This is a genomic window from Sulfitobacter sp. PS-8MA (assembly GCF_040933935.1).
Lineage (GTDB): Bacteria > Pseudomonadota > Alphaproteobacteria > Rhodobacterales > Rhodobacteraceae > Sulfitobacter.
Genome location: NZ_JBFQYJ010000007.1, coordinates 366,559 through 380,531, shown reverse-complemented (window position 1 = coordinate 380,531; position 13,973 = coordinate 366,559). Strand labels below are relative to the sequence as shown.

The 13,973-nt window shown below is 65.2% G+C and carries 11 protein-coding genes; 6 read left to right on the top strand and 5 right to left on the bottom strand.

Annotation, left to right across the window (positions count from 1 at the left end; genetic code table 11):
- Positions 1–11 precede the first annotated feature (11 nt).
- From xsc to AB4M76_RS15185, 4 genes are all read left to right on the top strand, one after another.
- Positions 12–1,787 (top strand): sulfoacetaldehyde acetyltransferase, encoded by a 1,776-nt coding sequence (gene xsc, locus AB4M76_RS15200; RefSeq protein ID WP_368442845.1) that lies wholly within the window; start codon positions 12–14, stop codon positions 1,785–1,787.
- A gap of 212 nt (positions 1,788–1,999) precedes the next feature.
- Positions 2,000–4,816, top strand: coding sequence for a molybdopterin oxidoreductase family protein (locus AB4M76_RS15195; protein ID WP_368442844.1), 2,817 nt, complete (start codon positions 2,000–2,002; stop codon positions 4,814–4,816).
- Positions 4,817–4,901: 85 nt separating this feature from the next.
- The gene (locus tag AB4M76_RS15190; protein ID WP_368442843.1) at positions 4,902–5,666 is read left to right on the top strand and encodes a 4Fe-4S dicluster domain-containing protein; all 765 of its coding nucleotides are present in this window, start codon (positions 4,902–4,904) and stop codon (positions 5,664–5,666) included.
- Positions 5,666–6,541: a dimethyl sulfoxide reductase anchor subunit family protein gene (locus AB4M76_RS15185; protein WP_368442842.1), complete on the top strand. Its 876-nt coding sequence runs from the start codon at positions 5,666–5,668 to the stop codon at positions 6,539–6,541. Before AB4M76_RS15190 ends, AB4M76_RS15185 begins: the two co-directional genes overlap by 1 nt.
- An 82-nt stretch (positions 6,542–6,623) precedes the next feature.
- Here the strand turns inward: AB4M76_RS15185 and dapA are convergent, their stop codons facing one another.
- Positions 6,624–7,499 (bottom strand): 4-hydroxy-tetrahydrodipicolinate synthase, encoded by an 876-nt coding sequence (gene dapA / locus AB4M76_RS15180; protein ID WP_368442841.1) that lies wholly within the window; start codon positions 7,497–7,499, stop codon positions 6,624–6,626.
- 125 nt (positions 7,500–7,624) lie between these two features.
- Here dapA and AB4M76_RS15175 point away from each other — a divergent pair, with 125 nt between their 5' ends.
- Positions 7,625–9,589, top strand: a complete 1,965-nt coding sequence (locus AB4M76_RS15175) for a lytic transglycosylase domain-containing protein (protein ID WP_368442840.1) — start codon at positions 7,625–7,627, stop codon at positions 9,587–9,589.
- Here AB4M76_RS15175 and AB4M76_RS15170 read toward each other — a convergent pair.
- On the bottom strand, positions 9,554–10,447 hold the full coding sequence (locus AB4M76_RS15170) for a DMT family transporter (protein WP_368442839.1): 894 nt from the start codon (positions 10,445–10,447) through the stop codon (positions 9,554–9,556). The two genes, AB4M76_RS15175 and AB4M76_RS15170, sit on opposite strands and share 36 nt — an antisense overlap.
- Positions 10,444–11,118, bottom strand: a complete 675-nt coding sequence (gene mnmD / locus AB4M76_RS15165; RefSeq protein ID WP_368442838.1) for a tRNA (5-methylaminomethyl-2-thiouridine)(34)-methyltransferase MnmD — start codon at positions 11,116–11,118, stop codon at positions 10,444–10,446. The genes AB4M76_RS15170 and mnmD overlap by 4 nt, the downstream gene beginning before the upstream one ends.
- 58 nt (positions 11,119–11,176) lie before the next feature.
- Between mnmD and AB4M76_RS15160 the strand changes: the two genes are divergently transcribed.
- On the top strand, positions 11,177–12,214 hold the full coding sequence (locus AB4M76_RS15160) for an NAD(P)/FAD-dependent oxidoreductase (RefSeq protein ID WP_368442837.1): 1,038 nt from the start codon (positions 11,177–11,179) through the stop codon (positions 12,212–12,214).
- A gap of 59 nt (positions 12,215–12,273) precedes the next feature.
- On the opposite strand, the gene AB4M76_RS15155 is transcribed toward AB4M76_RS15160, so the two are convergent.
- Together AB4M76_RS15155 and AB4M76_RS15150 are read right to left on the bottom strand one after the other, a co-directional pair.
- Complete coding sequence (locus tag AB4M76_RS15155; protein WP_368442836.1) at positions 12,274–12,930, bottom strand: OmpA family protein; 657 nt, start codon at positions 12,928–12,930, stop codon at positions 12,274–12,276.
- A gap of 133 nt (positions 12,931–13,063) precedes the next feature.
- The gene (locus AB4M76_RS15150) at positions 13,064–13,933 is read right to left on the bottom strand and encodes a methylated-DNA--[protein]-cysteine S-methyltransferase (RefSeq protein ID WP_368442835.1); all 870 of its coding nucleotides are present in this window, start codon (positions 13,931–13,933) and stop codon (positions 13,064–13,066) included.
- Positions 13,934–13,973 lie beyond the last annotated feature (40 nt).

The following is a 13,973-nucleotide window of genomic DNA, read 5'->3' as shown; positions in this document are numbered from 1 at the left end:
GGACCACCCCCATGAAAATGACCACCGAGGAAGCCTTCGTCAAAACCCTGCAAATGCATGGGATCGACACGGCCTTTGGCATTATCGGCTCGGCCATGATGCCGATCTCCGATCTCTTCCCGGCTGCCGGGATCACCTTCTACGACGGCGCGCATGAGGGCAATTCGGGCATGATGGCCGATGGGTTCACCCGCGCCTCGGGGCGGATGTCGATGATGGTGGCGCAGAACGGGCCGGGGATCACAAATTTCGTGACGCCGGTGAAAACCGCCTATTGGAACCACACGCCGCTTTTGCTGGTGACCCCGCAGGCGGCGAACAAGACCATCGGTCAGGGCGGTTTTCAGGAGGTCGAGCAGATGGCGCTGTTCCGCGACATGGTCGCCTATCAGGAAGAGGTCCGCGACCCCTCGCGCATCGCCGAGACGCTGAACCGCGTGATCCTTCAGGCCAAGCGCCACTCTGCCCCCGCCCAGATCAACGTGCCGCGCGATTTCTGGACGCAGGTCATCGACATCGACCTACCCGCCATCGTGGAATTTGAACGCCCCTCGGGTGGCGAGGCGGCCATTGCCGAGGCGGCGGAACTACTCTCGAACGCGTCCTTCCCGGTGATCCTGAACGGCGCGGGTGTGGTGATCGGCGGCGCGATTGACGATTCGCGTCAACTGGCCGAGCGGCTCGACGCGCCGGTCTGCTGCGGCTACCAGCACAATGACGCCTTCCCCGGCTCGCACCCGCTGTCCGTGGGGCCACTGGGCTACAACGGCTCGAAGGCGGCGATGGAGTTGATCGCCAAGGCCGATGTGGTGCTGGCGCTCGGCACGCGGCTGAACCCCTTCTCGACCCTGCCGGGCTATGGCATCGACTATTGGCCGAAGAAGGCCAAGATCATTCAGGTCGACATCAACCCCGACCGCATCGGCCTGACCAAAGCGGTGAGCGTCGGCATCATTGGGGATGCGGGCAAGGTGGCACGCAGCCTCCTCGACCACCTTGGCGACAGCGCCGGAGACACGGGCCGCGAGGAACGCCGCAATCTGATCGCCCAGACCAAATCCGCCTGGGCGCAGGAACTGACCTCGATGGACCACGAAGACGACGACCCCGGCACCACATGGAACGCACGCGCCCGCGACCGCGAGCCGGAAAAGATGTCGCCCCGCATGGCATGGCGCGCGATCCAGAAAGCGCTGCCGAAAGAGGCGATCATCAGCTCCGACATCGGCAACAACTGCGCCATCGGCAATGCCTACCCGACATTCGAGGCAGGCCGCAAATACCTCGCCCCCGGCCTCTTCGGCCCCTGCGGCTACGGCTTCCCGGCAATCTGCGGCGCGAAAATCGCCTGCCCCGACACTCCGGTGGTGGGCTTTGCCGGCGACGGCGCCTTTGGCATTTCCATGAACGACATGGTCAGCGTCAGCCGCGAGGATTGGCCCGCCGTGACCATGGTAATCTTCCGCAACTACCAATGGGGCGCCGAGAAGCGGAACACGACGCTCTGGTTCGACGACAATTTCGTCGGCACCGAACTCGCGCAGGAGGTAAGCTATGCCGGGATCGCGCAGGCCTGCGGTGTCGAAGGGGTGCAGGTCGCGTCGATGGAGGCGCTGACCGAGGCGCTCGACCGCGCGGTCAAAGCGCAGATGAACGAAGGCAAGACCACCTTTATCGAAGTGCTGCTCAATCAGGAACTGGGCGAGCCCTTCCGCCGCGACGCGATGAAAAAGCCCGTCTCTGTCGCCGGGATCAACCGCGATGACATGCGCCCGCAACGGGTCTGAGCCAAGGAACGCTCTGTGACGGTGGTCTGGCCGAGCCTCTGGCCTACGCCGGACCACAAAACGGACCGTCTGCGCGAAAACGATTGGGGGATAAGGGAAAAGGTTCTTGCAAACCATCGCGGAGCGGGAAATATTCCCAACAGGATCACCCCCGCCGCCGAAGAGAAACCTACCGCGCGCCAAGCGCAGCCTGCTGAAAGACCCGCCCTCTCATGACGCACCCCCAGCCACCGCTCGATCTGTCGCCCAAGGTCTCGGACGAGGTTCGCAAGACCACCTGCTACATGTGCGCCTGCCGCTGCGGCATCAATGTGCATATGAAAAAGGGCAAGGTCGCCTATATCGAAGGCAACCGCGATCACCCGGTCAACCGCGGCGTGCTCTGCGCCAAGGGCTCGGCCGGGATCATGCAGCACAATTCCCCCGCCCGCCTGCGCAACCCGATGAAACGCGTGGGCCCGCGGGGCTCTGGCGAGTTCGAGGCGATCAGCTGGGCGGAAGCGCTGCAGATCGCCACCGATTGGCTCGCGCCGCTGCGCCGCGAAGCGCCGGAAAAGCTTGCCTTTTTCACCGGGCGCGACCAGTCGCAGAGCTTCACCTCCTACTGGGCGCAGCAATTCGGCACCCCCAATTACGCGGCCCATGGCGGGTTTTGCTCGGTCAATATGGCCACCGCTGGCATCTATACGATGGGCGGCGCCTTTTGGGAGTTCGGCCAGCCCGATTGGGACCACACCAAGCTCTTCATGCTTTTCGGCGTGGCCGAGGACCATGACAGCAACCCGATCAAAATGGGCCTCGGCAAGCTGAAAAAACGCGGCGCGCGGGTGATCGGGGTGAACCCCATTCGCACCGGCTATAACGCCATTGCCGATGATTGGGTCGGCATCACGCCGGGCACCGACGGGCTGTTCATCCTGTCGCTGATCCACTGTCTGATGAAGGCCGGGCGCATCGATCTCGAGTACCTCGCCCGCTATACCGACGCGCCGGTGCTGCTGAACGGCGACCCGAAGTCGCCCGACTACGGGCTGCAACTGCGCGACGCAGACGGCAAGGCGCTGGTGATCGACCGCAACAGCGGCAAGCTCACCGCCTTCGACCAGCCCGGCGTGCGCCCCGACCTCGCCGCCACCTACCGCAGCGCCGGCGTGACCCACCGCCCGGTCTTTCACCAAATGGCCGAAGAATACCTCGGCGAAGACTATAGCCCCGAGGCCGTGGCCGAGCGTTGCGGCATCCCCGCCCCGCGCATCCGCGCCATCGCCAGTGAACTGGCACGCGTCGCCTTTGACGAAGCCTTTGAGCTTGACCACCCATGGACCGACTTTCGGGGCGAACATCACAAGACGATGACTGGCCGCCCGGTTTCCTTCCACGCCATGCGCGGCATCTCGGCCCATGCCAATGGCTTCCAGACCTGCCGCGCGCTGCACGTGCTGCAAATCATCCTCGGCACCGTCGAAGTGCCCGGCGGCTTCCGCTTCAAACCGCCCTACCCCAAGCCCGCCACGGCGCATCCGAAACCGCATTGCAAAGCCACCCCCGATGCGCCGCTTGACGGGCCGCACCTGGGCTTCGTGCAGGGCCCCGAGGATCTGGCACTGAAAGCAGACGGCAGCCCGTCGCGGATCGACAAGGCGTTTACTTGGGAAAACCCGATGTCGGCCCATGGCTTGATGCATATGGTGATCAGCAATGCCCATGCGGGCGATCCCTACAAGATCGACACGCTGTTTATGTATATGGCCAATATGTCGTGGAACTCCTCGATGAACCCTGGCGGGGTGATGGAGATGCTGACCGACACGGACGAGAACGGCGACTATGTGATCCCGCGCATCATCTACTCTGACGCCTATTCTTCAGAGATGGTCGCCTATGCCGACCTGATCCTGCCCGACACGACCTATCTTGAACGCCACGACTGTATCTCGCTGCTCGACCGTCCGATCAGCGAAGCCGATGCCGCCGCCGATGCGATCCGCTGGCCGGTGGTCGAGCCCAACCGCGATGTGCGCGGCTTTCAATCGGCGCTCTGCGATCTGGGGGCCAAGCTCGACCTCCCCGGTTTCGTAAAGGAGGACGGCAGCCAGAAATACAAGGACTATGCCGATTACATCACCCACCACGAACGCCGCCCCGGCATCGGCCCGCTGGCCGGGTTCCGGGGCAAGGACGGCAGCAAAGCCGGCCGCGGCGGGGTGAACCCCGGGCAGATCAACCGCTATATCGAAAACGGCGGATTTTTCGTCAGCCACATCCCCGAGGGCGCGCATTACTACAAGCCGTGGAACGCCGCCTATCAGGATTGGGCGGTGGACATAGGCATCTATGATGCGCCTCAGCCCTATCTCTTCTCGCTCTACGTCGAACCGCTGCGCCGCTTCCAACTGGCCGCCGAAGGCCACGGCGAGTGCCAGCCCCCCGACCACCTGCGCGAACGCATCCGACAGACCATGACACCCCTGCCAAGCTGGTACGAGAGCGACCCACACGGCACCCAAGACTACACCATCCACGCGCTGACCCAACGTCCCATGGCGATGTACCACTCCTGGGGCGGGCAAAACGCATGGCTGCGCCAATTGCACGGCCATAATCCGCTCTACCTGCCCACGGCGATCATGCGCGAGAAAGACCTGCGCGACGGCGATTGGGCGCGGGTCACCTCGCCGCATGGGGCGATCACCGTGCCGGTGATGGAAATGGCCGCGCTCAACCCCAGAACGGTCTGGACATGGAACGCCATCGGCAAACGCAAAGGCGCCTGGGCGCTCGAAAAAGACGCGCCGGAGGTGACCAAAGGGTTCCTGCTGAACCATCTGATCCACGAGCTGCTGCCGCCCAAGGGCGACGGGCTGCGATGGGCCAATTCTGACCCGATCACCGGCCAGGCCGCCTGGTTCGACCTCAAGGTCCAGATCGAAAAGACCGAGGCCCCGGCGGAGGCCAAACCGCAGATCCCGCCGCAGCATTCCCCGGTGCCACCACCGCCGAAAGAGCTTGCATGGAAGGTCGGCAAATGACCCTGTCTCTCTGTCTGGCCGCACATACTTTCGGGGGGCCGGGGGCTGGCCCCCAGCCGACCCTCGCAACGCAGGACCGCCACCCATGACGACCCTCCCGCAACAGACCGACCGCAAACTCGGCCTCGTGATCGACCTCGACACCTGCGTCGGCTGCCACGCCTGTGTGATCTCCTGCAAAGGCTGGAACACCGAAAACTACGGCGCGCCGCTGTCGGACCAGGACGCCTATGGGGCGGACCCCTCGGGCACTTTCCTGAACCGCGTGCACAGCTATGAGGTCCAACCCGAGGCCGGCGCCGCGCAGCTTGTCCATTTCCCCAAATCCTGCCTGCATTGCGACGACGCGCCCTGTGTCACCGTCTGCCCCACCGGGGCCAGTTACAAACGTGTCGAAGATGGCATCGTGCTGGTCAATGAAAGCGACTGTATCGGCTGCGGGCTCTGCGCCTGGGCCTGCCCCTATGGCGCGCGCGAGATGGATCAGGCCGCGGGTGTGATGAAGAAATGCACCCTCTGTGTGGACCGGATCTACAACGAGAACCTGCCCGAAGAAGACCGCGAGCCTGCCTGTGTGCGCACCTGCCCGGCGGGCGCGCGGCATTTCGGCGATCTGGCCGATCCAGAAAGCGCCGTGAGCCAGTTGGTGGCCGCGCGCGGCGGCATGGACCTGATGCCCGAGCAGGGCACCAAGCCGGTCAATAAATACCTGCCCCCCCGCCCCCGCGATCAGTTGCAAGCGCCCCCGGAGAGCGGCGAGATTGACGTGCTCGCCCCTTTTCTCGCCCCCATCGACGCCGGGCCAAAAGGGTTCCTTGGCTGGCTTGATCGAACCTTGGAGAAGCTCTGATGCATCCCGCGCCTTCTGTGATCCTCTTCAGCAGTCTCTCGGGGCTTGGCTTTGGCCTTCTGGCCTGGCTCGGGCTCGGCCTGCCTGCCGTCACCGGCTGGGTGGCTTTCGTCTTCTTCGCGCTCGCCTATCTGCTGGCCGTGGGCGGGCTGATCGCCTCGACCTTCCACCTCGGCCACCCCGAACGCGCGCTCAAAGCCTTTACCCAATGGCGGAGCAGTTGGCTCAGCCGCGAGGCCTGGGCTTCTGTCGCGGCCCTGCTGGTCATGGCGGGGTATGGCGCGGGTCTGGTGTTCTTTTACGCGCGCTGGTGGCCGTTGGGGGTGATCGGCGCGGCGTTGTCGCTGCTGACGGTGCTGACCACGGCGATGATCTATACCCAAATGAAGACCGTCCCGCGCTGGCACAGCATGTGGACGCCCGCGAACTTCCTGTCGCTCAGCATTGCGGGCGGGGCGCTGCTGGCGGGGCAGGTGACCGCGGCAATGGTCCTGCTGGCGCTGGCCGGTGTCGTGCAGGCCGCCACCTGGTGGCGCGGCGACCAAGCGCTGGCGGGCTCCGGCACCGATATTGCCACGGCCACCGGGCTGGGCGAGATTGGCCGGGTTCGCGCCTTTGAGCCGCCGCATACGGGTAGCAATTACCTGCTGCGGGAGTTTGTCTATGTGCTGGGCCGCAAACATGCGGTGAAGCTGCGGATCATCGCGCTCGCGCTGATGGTCGTCCTGCCGCTGCTGCTGTTGCTCTCGCCGGTCTGGCACCATCTTGCAGCCGCCCTCGCGGTGCTGAGCCATGCCGCAGGGGTGTTGACAGCGCGCTGGCTGTTCTTCGCGCAGGCCGAACATGTGGTCGGGCTTTACTACGGCAAAAGGTGACGCCGGGCGCGGGCGTCGGCACGAGGGGGCGTCCCCCCTCATGCGCCCCTTTCGAGGGTTTCAGGCGAATAAGAGCAAAGGCTCAGTTCATCAGCCCGGCGTGGCGCAGGGCGTCGTCGACCAATGCCTTGGTCGGGTCGGTCAGCGCTGTCAGCGGCAGCCGCACTTCGTCGGAGCATAGGTCAAGCTGCGCCATGGCGTATTTGACCCCCACCAGACCCGGCTCGGTAAAGATCGCCTTATGCAGCGGCATCAGCCGGTCTTGCAGCTCCAGCGCCTTGGCGTAGTCGCCTTCGGCACAGGCGGTCTGCATCTCGGCCACCATGCGCGGCGCGACATTGGCGGTGACGGAAATACAGCCGACGCCGCCCTGGGCGTTGAAACCGTGGGCGGTGGCGTCTTCGCCGGAAAGCTGGCAGAAATCCGGGCCGCAGGTGATGCGCTGGTCGCTGACGCGGGCCAGATCGCCGGTGGCGTCTTTGACCCCGACAATGCGCGGCAGTTTGGCCAGTTCGCCCATGGTCTCGGGCAGCATATCGACCACGGAGCGACCGGGAATATTGTAGATGACGATCGGCAGTTCGCAACAGTCATGCACGGCGGTGAAATGCGCGATCAACCCGGTCTGGGTCGGCTTGTTGTAATAGGGGGTCACCACCAGCAGCGCGTCCGCGCCAACTTTTTCGGCGTGGCGGGCGAAACGGATGCTTTCGACCGTGTTGTTCGACCCGGCACCCGCGATGACGGGGATGCGGCCACGCGCGGCTTTGACAACCTCTTCGACGACGGTTTCATGCTCGCCGTGGCTCAGGGTCGGGGATTCGCCGGTGGTGCCGACGGGGACCAGCCCGCTTGAGCCTTCGCCGATGTGCCATTCGACAAGTTTTTTCAACGTATCCAGATCCAGCGCGCCGTTGCGAAACGGCGTGACGAGGGCAGGCAGAGAGCCTTTGAACATGTGCACGCTCCTTGTTGTGCTGGCCGGTAGAAACCGGTCTGGATGAAGGCTTTGTCGGCAGGTCGGGTTTGATAAACGCTGCCAGGGCCATATGTTGCATGGCTCTAGCCCCGGAGTTGTATGAAATGCAAGTGATGACGCGCCTCTTCGCGATCTTGACGACTGTTTTTGCCCTGACCGTGCCCGCCGAGGCGCAACGTCCGCGCCCCTTGGGATGGGCGATGGACGCTGTGCGCTCGGGCGAATGGGGCGCTGCGGCCCGGCTGGCAGAGCGCGATGGCCCGGTTGCGGCGGATGTGGTGGAATGGCACCGTCTGCGCGCCGGGCGGGGCACGCTGGCCGAGGCGCAGGAGTTCCTGAACCGGCGCCCCGATTGGCCGGGCGAAGCCTATCTGCGCAAGCAAACCGAAGAGGCGGTGATCGGCCAGCCGGATGCCGATGTTCTGGCGTTTTTCGAGAAATGGGCCCCGCAGACCCCGCGCGCCGTTCTGGCCCATGCCGCCGCACTGATCAACAATGGCCAATCGGGCGAGGCCGAGGCGAACCTTGTGCTGGCATGGCGCACCATGCCGATGAGCGAGACCAGTCAGGACCTCTTTACCGAGGCGCATGGCAGGCTTCTGGCCCCGCATCACGCGGCGCGGCTGGAAGAGATGCTCTGGCAGCGCGAACATGCCGAAGCGCGGCAGATGTTTGGCCTGGTCACGAAAGCGCAGCGTGATCTTGCCGAGACGCGGATCGCCCTGCAAAAGCTGGAGAGTGACGTAAACGTCAAGATTGATGCGCTGCCGGCGGCGCAAAAGGACGATCCCGGCCTCGCCCATGATCGTTTCGAATGGCGCCTGCGCAAGGGGCTGCGCGACAGCGCCAAGGCGTTGATGCTGGCGCGGTCGACCTCGGCTTCGGCCCTGGGGCAGCCCCCGGCCTGGGCCAACCGCCGCCGTTCCCTGGCCCGTGACGAGATGCGCAATGGGGAGGCCAAGACCGCCTATCGCCTTGCCTCGCAGCATTTCCTGATGGAGGGGTCCGATTACGCCGACCTTGAATGGCTGTCGGGCTATATCGCGCTCCGGTTTCTCGACGATCCCGAAACCGCGCTGACCCATTTTCAGAACCACGACAACGCCGTCGAATCGCCGATCAGCCAGGGCCGCGCGGGCTATTGGCAGGGCCGCGCGCTGGAGGCGATGGGCGATGCCGAAGCGGCGCAGAAAGCCTATGCCATGGGGGCTAAATACCAGACCTCCTTTTATGGGTTGCTGGCTGCCGAACGGGGCGGGATTGCCTTTGATGAAAAGCTGAAAGGCACCACCCCCGCGCAGGATTGGCGGGGCTCTCCGCTGGCGCGGGCGCCGCTGTTTGAGGCCGGGTTGCTCTTGCAGGCTTCCGGCGAGCTGTCTTTGGCCGAGCGTTTCTGGACCCATCTGGCCGAGCAGCTGGTGCCGGAAGACATCGCGCTCTTGGGTCAGGCCGCGATTGATGTCGAGCAGCCGCATATCGCGGTGATGATCGGCAAACGCGCGGCCCAGCGGGGGTTGGAAATCCCCGCGCCCTATTACCCGCTGCACAGTCTTGTAAAGATGGACCTGCCGATGGCGCCGGAAATGACCCTCGCCATTGCGCGGCGTGAGAGCGAGTTTGACCCGCAGGTGCAAAGTGGCGTCGGCGCCCGGGGTTTGATGCAGATCATGCCTGCCACCGCCCGCGATGTGGCGCGGGATCTGGGACTGTCGCAGCTGCACACGACCGAACGTCTGACCGCCGACCCGGATTACAACGCGCGGCTGGGGGCGACCTATCTGTCGCAGATGGCGGGGTTGTTTGACGGCAATGTATCGATGATGTCGGCGGCCTATAACGCGGGCCCGACCCGGCCGCGCCGCTGGATGAGCACCTATGGTGATCCGCGCAAAGGCGAGATCGACATTGTCGATTGGGTCGAGATGATCCCCTTCCGCGAGACCCAGAACTACGTCATGCGGGTGACCGAAAGCCTGCCCGTCTACCGGGCGCGCTTGGGCAAAGACCCGCTGCCGATCCCCTTTAGCGAAGAGTTAACCGGATCGACCCTGAAGGCGTTCGCGCCATAGGGTGAACAGCCCCGCCGCCACGATTACGCCCGCGCCGATCAGCACATTGGCGCGCAGCGTCTCGCCAAAGATCGACAGGCCGATGATGACGGTAAAGATCAGCTGGGTATAGGCGAAGGGCTGCACGGCACTGGCTTCCGCCACCTCGTAGCAGCGGATCAGCAGCCAGTGGCCGGTCACCCCGGTGATGCAGAGCGTCCCCATCAGCAGCCAATTGGCGGGCGTCATCGGCTCCCAGAACCAGACCCCGACCGCGGTCATCACCAGCGCCCCGGTGACCCCGGTCCAGAAGAAGCTCGTTGCCGTATTGTCGCGCCGCGCAACATAGCGGGTCAGCAGGCCGTAGACCGCGAACATCGCAGCCCCGAGCAGCGGAATCGCAGCGGCAGGGTCGACCACCCGAAAGCCCGGTTGCAGGATGATCAGCACGCCGATGAAGCCGACGCCGATCGCGGCCCAACGCCGCCAGCCGACCTTCTCGCCCAGAATCGGACCAGAGAGCGCGGCCACCAGCAGCGGGTAGCAGGTAAAGACCGCATGGCTTTCCACCAGCCCCAGGATTGTGAAGCCCAGCACCATCGTACAAATCTGCGCCGAGAGCAACACGCCGCGCAGGATCTGCACCCCCGGCTGCGTGGTCGCCGCCGCCTTGCGGATGCCGCCGGCCTTGCGCAGCGCAAGGGTGATGACGAATGCCGCAAAGAACCAATAGCGGATCATCACCACCATCAGCACATTGTAATTCTCGGCCAGATGGCGCGACAGCCCGTCTTGCACTGCGAAGACCATGGTGGTGGCCACCATCAGCATGATGCCCAGCGGGATGTTGTTGGACTGCGGGACGTGCAACGTGCTCATAGCGGCATCTGCGCCCGGGTCATGTGGCGTTTGCGGCCATAGCCGGGGATACGGGTCACCTCGAAACCGCCCTCTGCCAGCGCCCGGCGCACGAAACCGGCGGCCGTGTAGGTCGCCGCGGTGCCGCCGGGGGCCGTGTGACCTGCGACCTCAGCCATCAGAGCCTCCCCCCAAAGCTCAGGGTTCTTGGCCGGAGAGAACCCGTCAAGGAACCAGGCATCCGCCTGACCCTGCCACGCGGGCAGGGTTGCGCGGGCGTCGCCGATGATGATCTCGGCGCGCAGCCCGGGAAGCTCCAGCACGCCGCCCGACCCATCCCACGCCTCGGTCAGCGCATCGCGCCGCCCGTCGAGCGCCGGGAAAGCCGCATGGGCTTGGGCCATATCCTCGGGGCGCATCGGGTAGGCTTCGAAACTGGTGAACTGCAACGCGCCCTCCATCCCGGCGCGTGCCCAGGCATCCCATGCCAGCAACAGGTTCAGCCCGGTCCCGAACCCCAGTTCAGCGATGTGAAACCCAGGTCGGAACCGCTGCGGCAGATCATTGCCCGCCAGAAAGACATAGGCCGTTTCCGCGGCACCGTCCTCAAGGCTGAAATAGGGATCATCGAACCGGGTTGAGACCGGCACATGGCCGTCTCGCCAGCTGATCTGGGCATTCTGGTCTGGCACGCTGCGTCCTGCTAGGGAGGGTGAGAATTTGCGCCGACACTGCGCAAGCTGGCAGGGAATGGCAATGGTAGAAGTGACCGTAAGAGGCGCCGGGATTTTCGGCCTGTCCGTGGCTTGGGCCTTGGTGCAGCGCGGCGCGAAGGTGCAGTTGGTGGACCCTGCCGGTCCGGCAGCCGGAGCCTCGGGCGGGATCGTCGGGGCGCTGGCACCGCATGTGCCGGAAAATTGGAACCCCAAGAAAGCCTTTCAACGCGACAGCCTGCTCTGCGCCGAAGACTTCTGGACCGAGGTCGCCGAGACCGGCGGCGCCGCCCCGGGCTATATCCGCAGCGGACGCTTGCAACCGGTGGCGGATGACGCGGCCCTCGCACTGGCCCGGCAGCGGGCGCAGACGGCAGCGGAGTTGTGGCAGGGCCATGCGCGGTGGGAGGTGATCCGCGATGAAGGTGGCGCTTGGTCCCCCACAAGCCCCAGCGGCTGGCTGATCCGCGACACATTGAGCGCGCTGATCCATCCGCGTCAGGCCTGCGCCGCGCTGGTCGCAGCACTGGCGGCCAAGGGGGCGCAGGTGGTGGCGGAGGCGCCTGACCGGGGTAAGACCCTCTGGGCCACCGGGGTTGCCGGGCTGGAAGCGATGAACGCCAGCCATTCCCGGCAGGTCGGCGCGGGGATCAAAGGTCAGGCGGCGCTGTTGCGATTGGACATGGGCGGGGCGGCGCAGCTTTTCGCGGGTGGGGTGCATGTGATCCCGCATCTGGATGGCACGGTGGCGGTTGGCGGCACGACCGAGCGGGTGTTCGACAGCCCCGAGGGCACCGACGAACAGCTCGACGCCGTGATCGCCAAGGCCCGCGCGGCGGTGCCTGCGCTGCGGGATGCCCCGGTGATCGAACGCTGGGCCGGGCTGCGCCCGCGCAGCCGCAGCCGGGCGCCGATGCTGGGGGAATGGCCGCGCAGGCCGGGGCATTTCATCGCCAATGGCGGCTTCAAGATCGGCTTTGGCATGGCCCCGAAAGTGGCGCAGGTGATGGCTGATCTCTTGCTGGAGGGGCGCGACACCATCCCCCAAGGGTTTCGGGTCACGGATAACCTCTGAGCCCAAAGAAAAACCCCGGCCAAGGGCCGGGGTTTCAGGCTTTCGCCGAACGACGCGGTTTACCGCGCGTTGGGCAGGATCACGATCTCAACCCGGCGGTTCTGCGCTTTGCCCGCAGCGCTCAGGTTGCTCGCCACCGGCTGGCTTTCGCCCCGGCCAAAGGTGCGCAGACGCGACTGCGGCACGCCGTTGGACATCAGGATATTGCCCACCGCCTGTGCCCGACGCTCGGAGAGCTGCTGGTTATAGGCCGCTTCGCCGTCGCTGTCGGTGTGGCCGACAACCTGCAGGGTCGAGTTCCGGTAAACATTCACGTTCTGCGCCAGGGCGGCCAGATCGTCACGCAGCGCCGGGGCCACGTTGGTGCTGTCTGTCGCGAAGAGGATGTCCTGCGGCAGGGTCACAATCAGCCGGTCACCGGTGTTGGTGATGACCACGCGGCTGTCCATTGCAGCGCGCAGTTCGGCTTCTTGCTTGTCCAGCGAATAGCCCACGCCCGCGCCAATGGTGCCACCGATCAGGGCACCTTTCAGCGCGCCTTTGCCGTCACCTTCGGAAATCGCACCGGCAAGGGCCCCGACGCCCGCGCCGATCAATGCGCCGCTTTTGGTCCGCTGGTTCGGATCGCCGTTGCCCGGCTGCATCGGCTGCGTACAAGCACCCAGTGTCATCGCGCCGGCAAGAGCGGCGGCCAAAGTCATCTTAGAAGAAATCATGTCTACTGCCTTCATATTTCACGGGCCCCGTTCGGGCGGGGCATCTTGACGTGAACGCAATATAGGCACTTCATGTTCCCACGAACATAAAACTTTTCTGCAGGTCAGCGGTATCCCGCCAAACTCGGCCCAATCACGCCTCGGCGCGGGCGGATTCAAAGGCCAGCATGGCGCGTTTGACCGGCAGCCCCCAGTGGTAGCCGCCAAGCGCCCCGCTCTTGCGCAGCGCCCGGTGACAGGGGATCAGCCAGCTGACCGGGTTGCGCCCCACTGCGGTGCCGACAGCGCGGACCGCGCGGGGGCTGCCGATCGCTTCGGCGATCTCGGAATAGGTGGTGACATGGCCCGAGGGAATGCGCAGCAGCGCCTCCCAGACCTTGATCTGAAAGGGCGCGCCGATGAGGTAGAGCGGGGCTTTCGCGTCCGGGTCGTCCTGCAGGCCAAAGGCGGTCCTCACCCAGGGCCGCAGCCTTTCCGGATTCTCGACAAAATCCGCCAGCGGCCAGCGGCTGGTGAGATCCTCCATCGCCGCCGCCTCCCCGACTTCAGCGGAAAGCGCCAAGCCGCAGAGCCCCTTGTCGGTGCCCATCACCAAGGTCGGGCCAAAGGGGCTGTCAAACCAGCCCCAATAGATGGTGAGCCCCGCCCCCTTGCGGGCAAACTCGCCGGGGCTCATCGCCTCCCACCGCAGGAACAGGTCATGCAACCGCCCGCTGCCCGACAGGCCCAATTCATGCGCCGCCCGCAGCGTGGTGAAACGCTCGCGCAGCATCACCTTGGCCTGATCCAGCATCAGATATTGCTGATAGCGTTTCGGCGAGACCCCCACCCAACGCGAAAACAGGCGCTGGAAATGGGCCGAGGACATGCCCATCTCCCCCGCGATCCGGTCGAGCTGCATCGGGTCTTCGGCCTCGTCGATCAGCGCGATGGCGCGGCGCATCACATGGTAGTGGTAGCCTTGATCTTCGGGCGCGGGGGATATGCTGGTGATCTCTGTCATGGTTCAAGATTAGCCGCGCCCCGGCCCGCGCGCGACCCGT

Bases quoted from the DNA above. Each gene is read 5' to 3' on its own strand.
- xsc (WP_368442845.1), top strand. From the start codon at position 12: ATGAAAATGACCACCGAGGAAGCCTTCGTCAAAACCCTGCAAATGCAT.
- AB4M76_RS15195 (WP_368442844.1), top strand. From the start codon at position 2,000: ATGACGCACCCCCAGCCACCGCTCGATCTGTCGCCCAAGGTCTCGGAC.
- AB4M76_RS15190 (WP_368442843.1), top strand. From the start codon at position 4,902: ATGACGACCCTCCCGCAACAGACCGACCGCAAACTCGGCCTCGTGATC.
- AB4M76_RS15185 (WP_368442842.1), top strand. From the start codon at position 5,666: ATGCATCCCGCGCCTTCTGTGATCCTCTTCAGCAGTCTCTCGGGGCTT.
- dapA (WP_368442841.1), bottom strand. From the start codon at position 7,499: ATGTTCAAAGGCTCTCTGCCTGCCCTCGTCACGCCGTTTCGCAACGGC.
- AB4M76_RS15175 (WP_368442840.1), top strand. From the start codon at position 7,625: ATGCAAGTGATGACGCGCCTCTTCGCGATCTTGACGACTGTTTTTGCC.
- AB4M76_RS15170 (WP_368442839.1), bottom strand. From the start codon at position 10,447: ATGAGCACGTTGCACGTCCCGCAGTCCAACAACATCCCGCTGGGCATC.
- AB4M76_RS15160 (WP_368442837.1), top strand. From the start codon at position 11,177: ATGGCAATGGTAGAAGTGACCGTAAGAGGCGCCGGGATTTTCGGCCTG.
- AB4M76_RS15155 (WP_368442836.1), bottom strand. From the start codon at position 12,930: ATGATTTCTTCTAAGATGACTTTGGCCGCCGCTCTTGCCGGCGCGATG.
- AB4M76_RS15150 (WP_368442835.1), bottom strand. From the start codon at position 13,933: ATGACAGAGATCACCAGCATATCCCCCGCGCCCGAAGATCAAGGCTAC.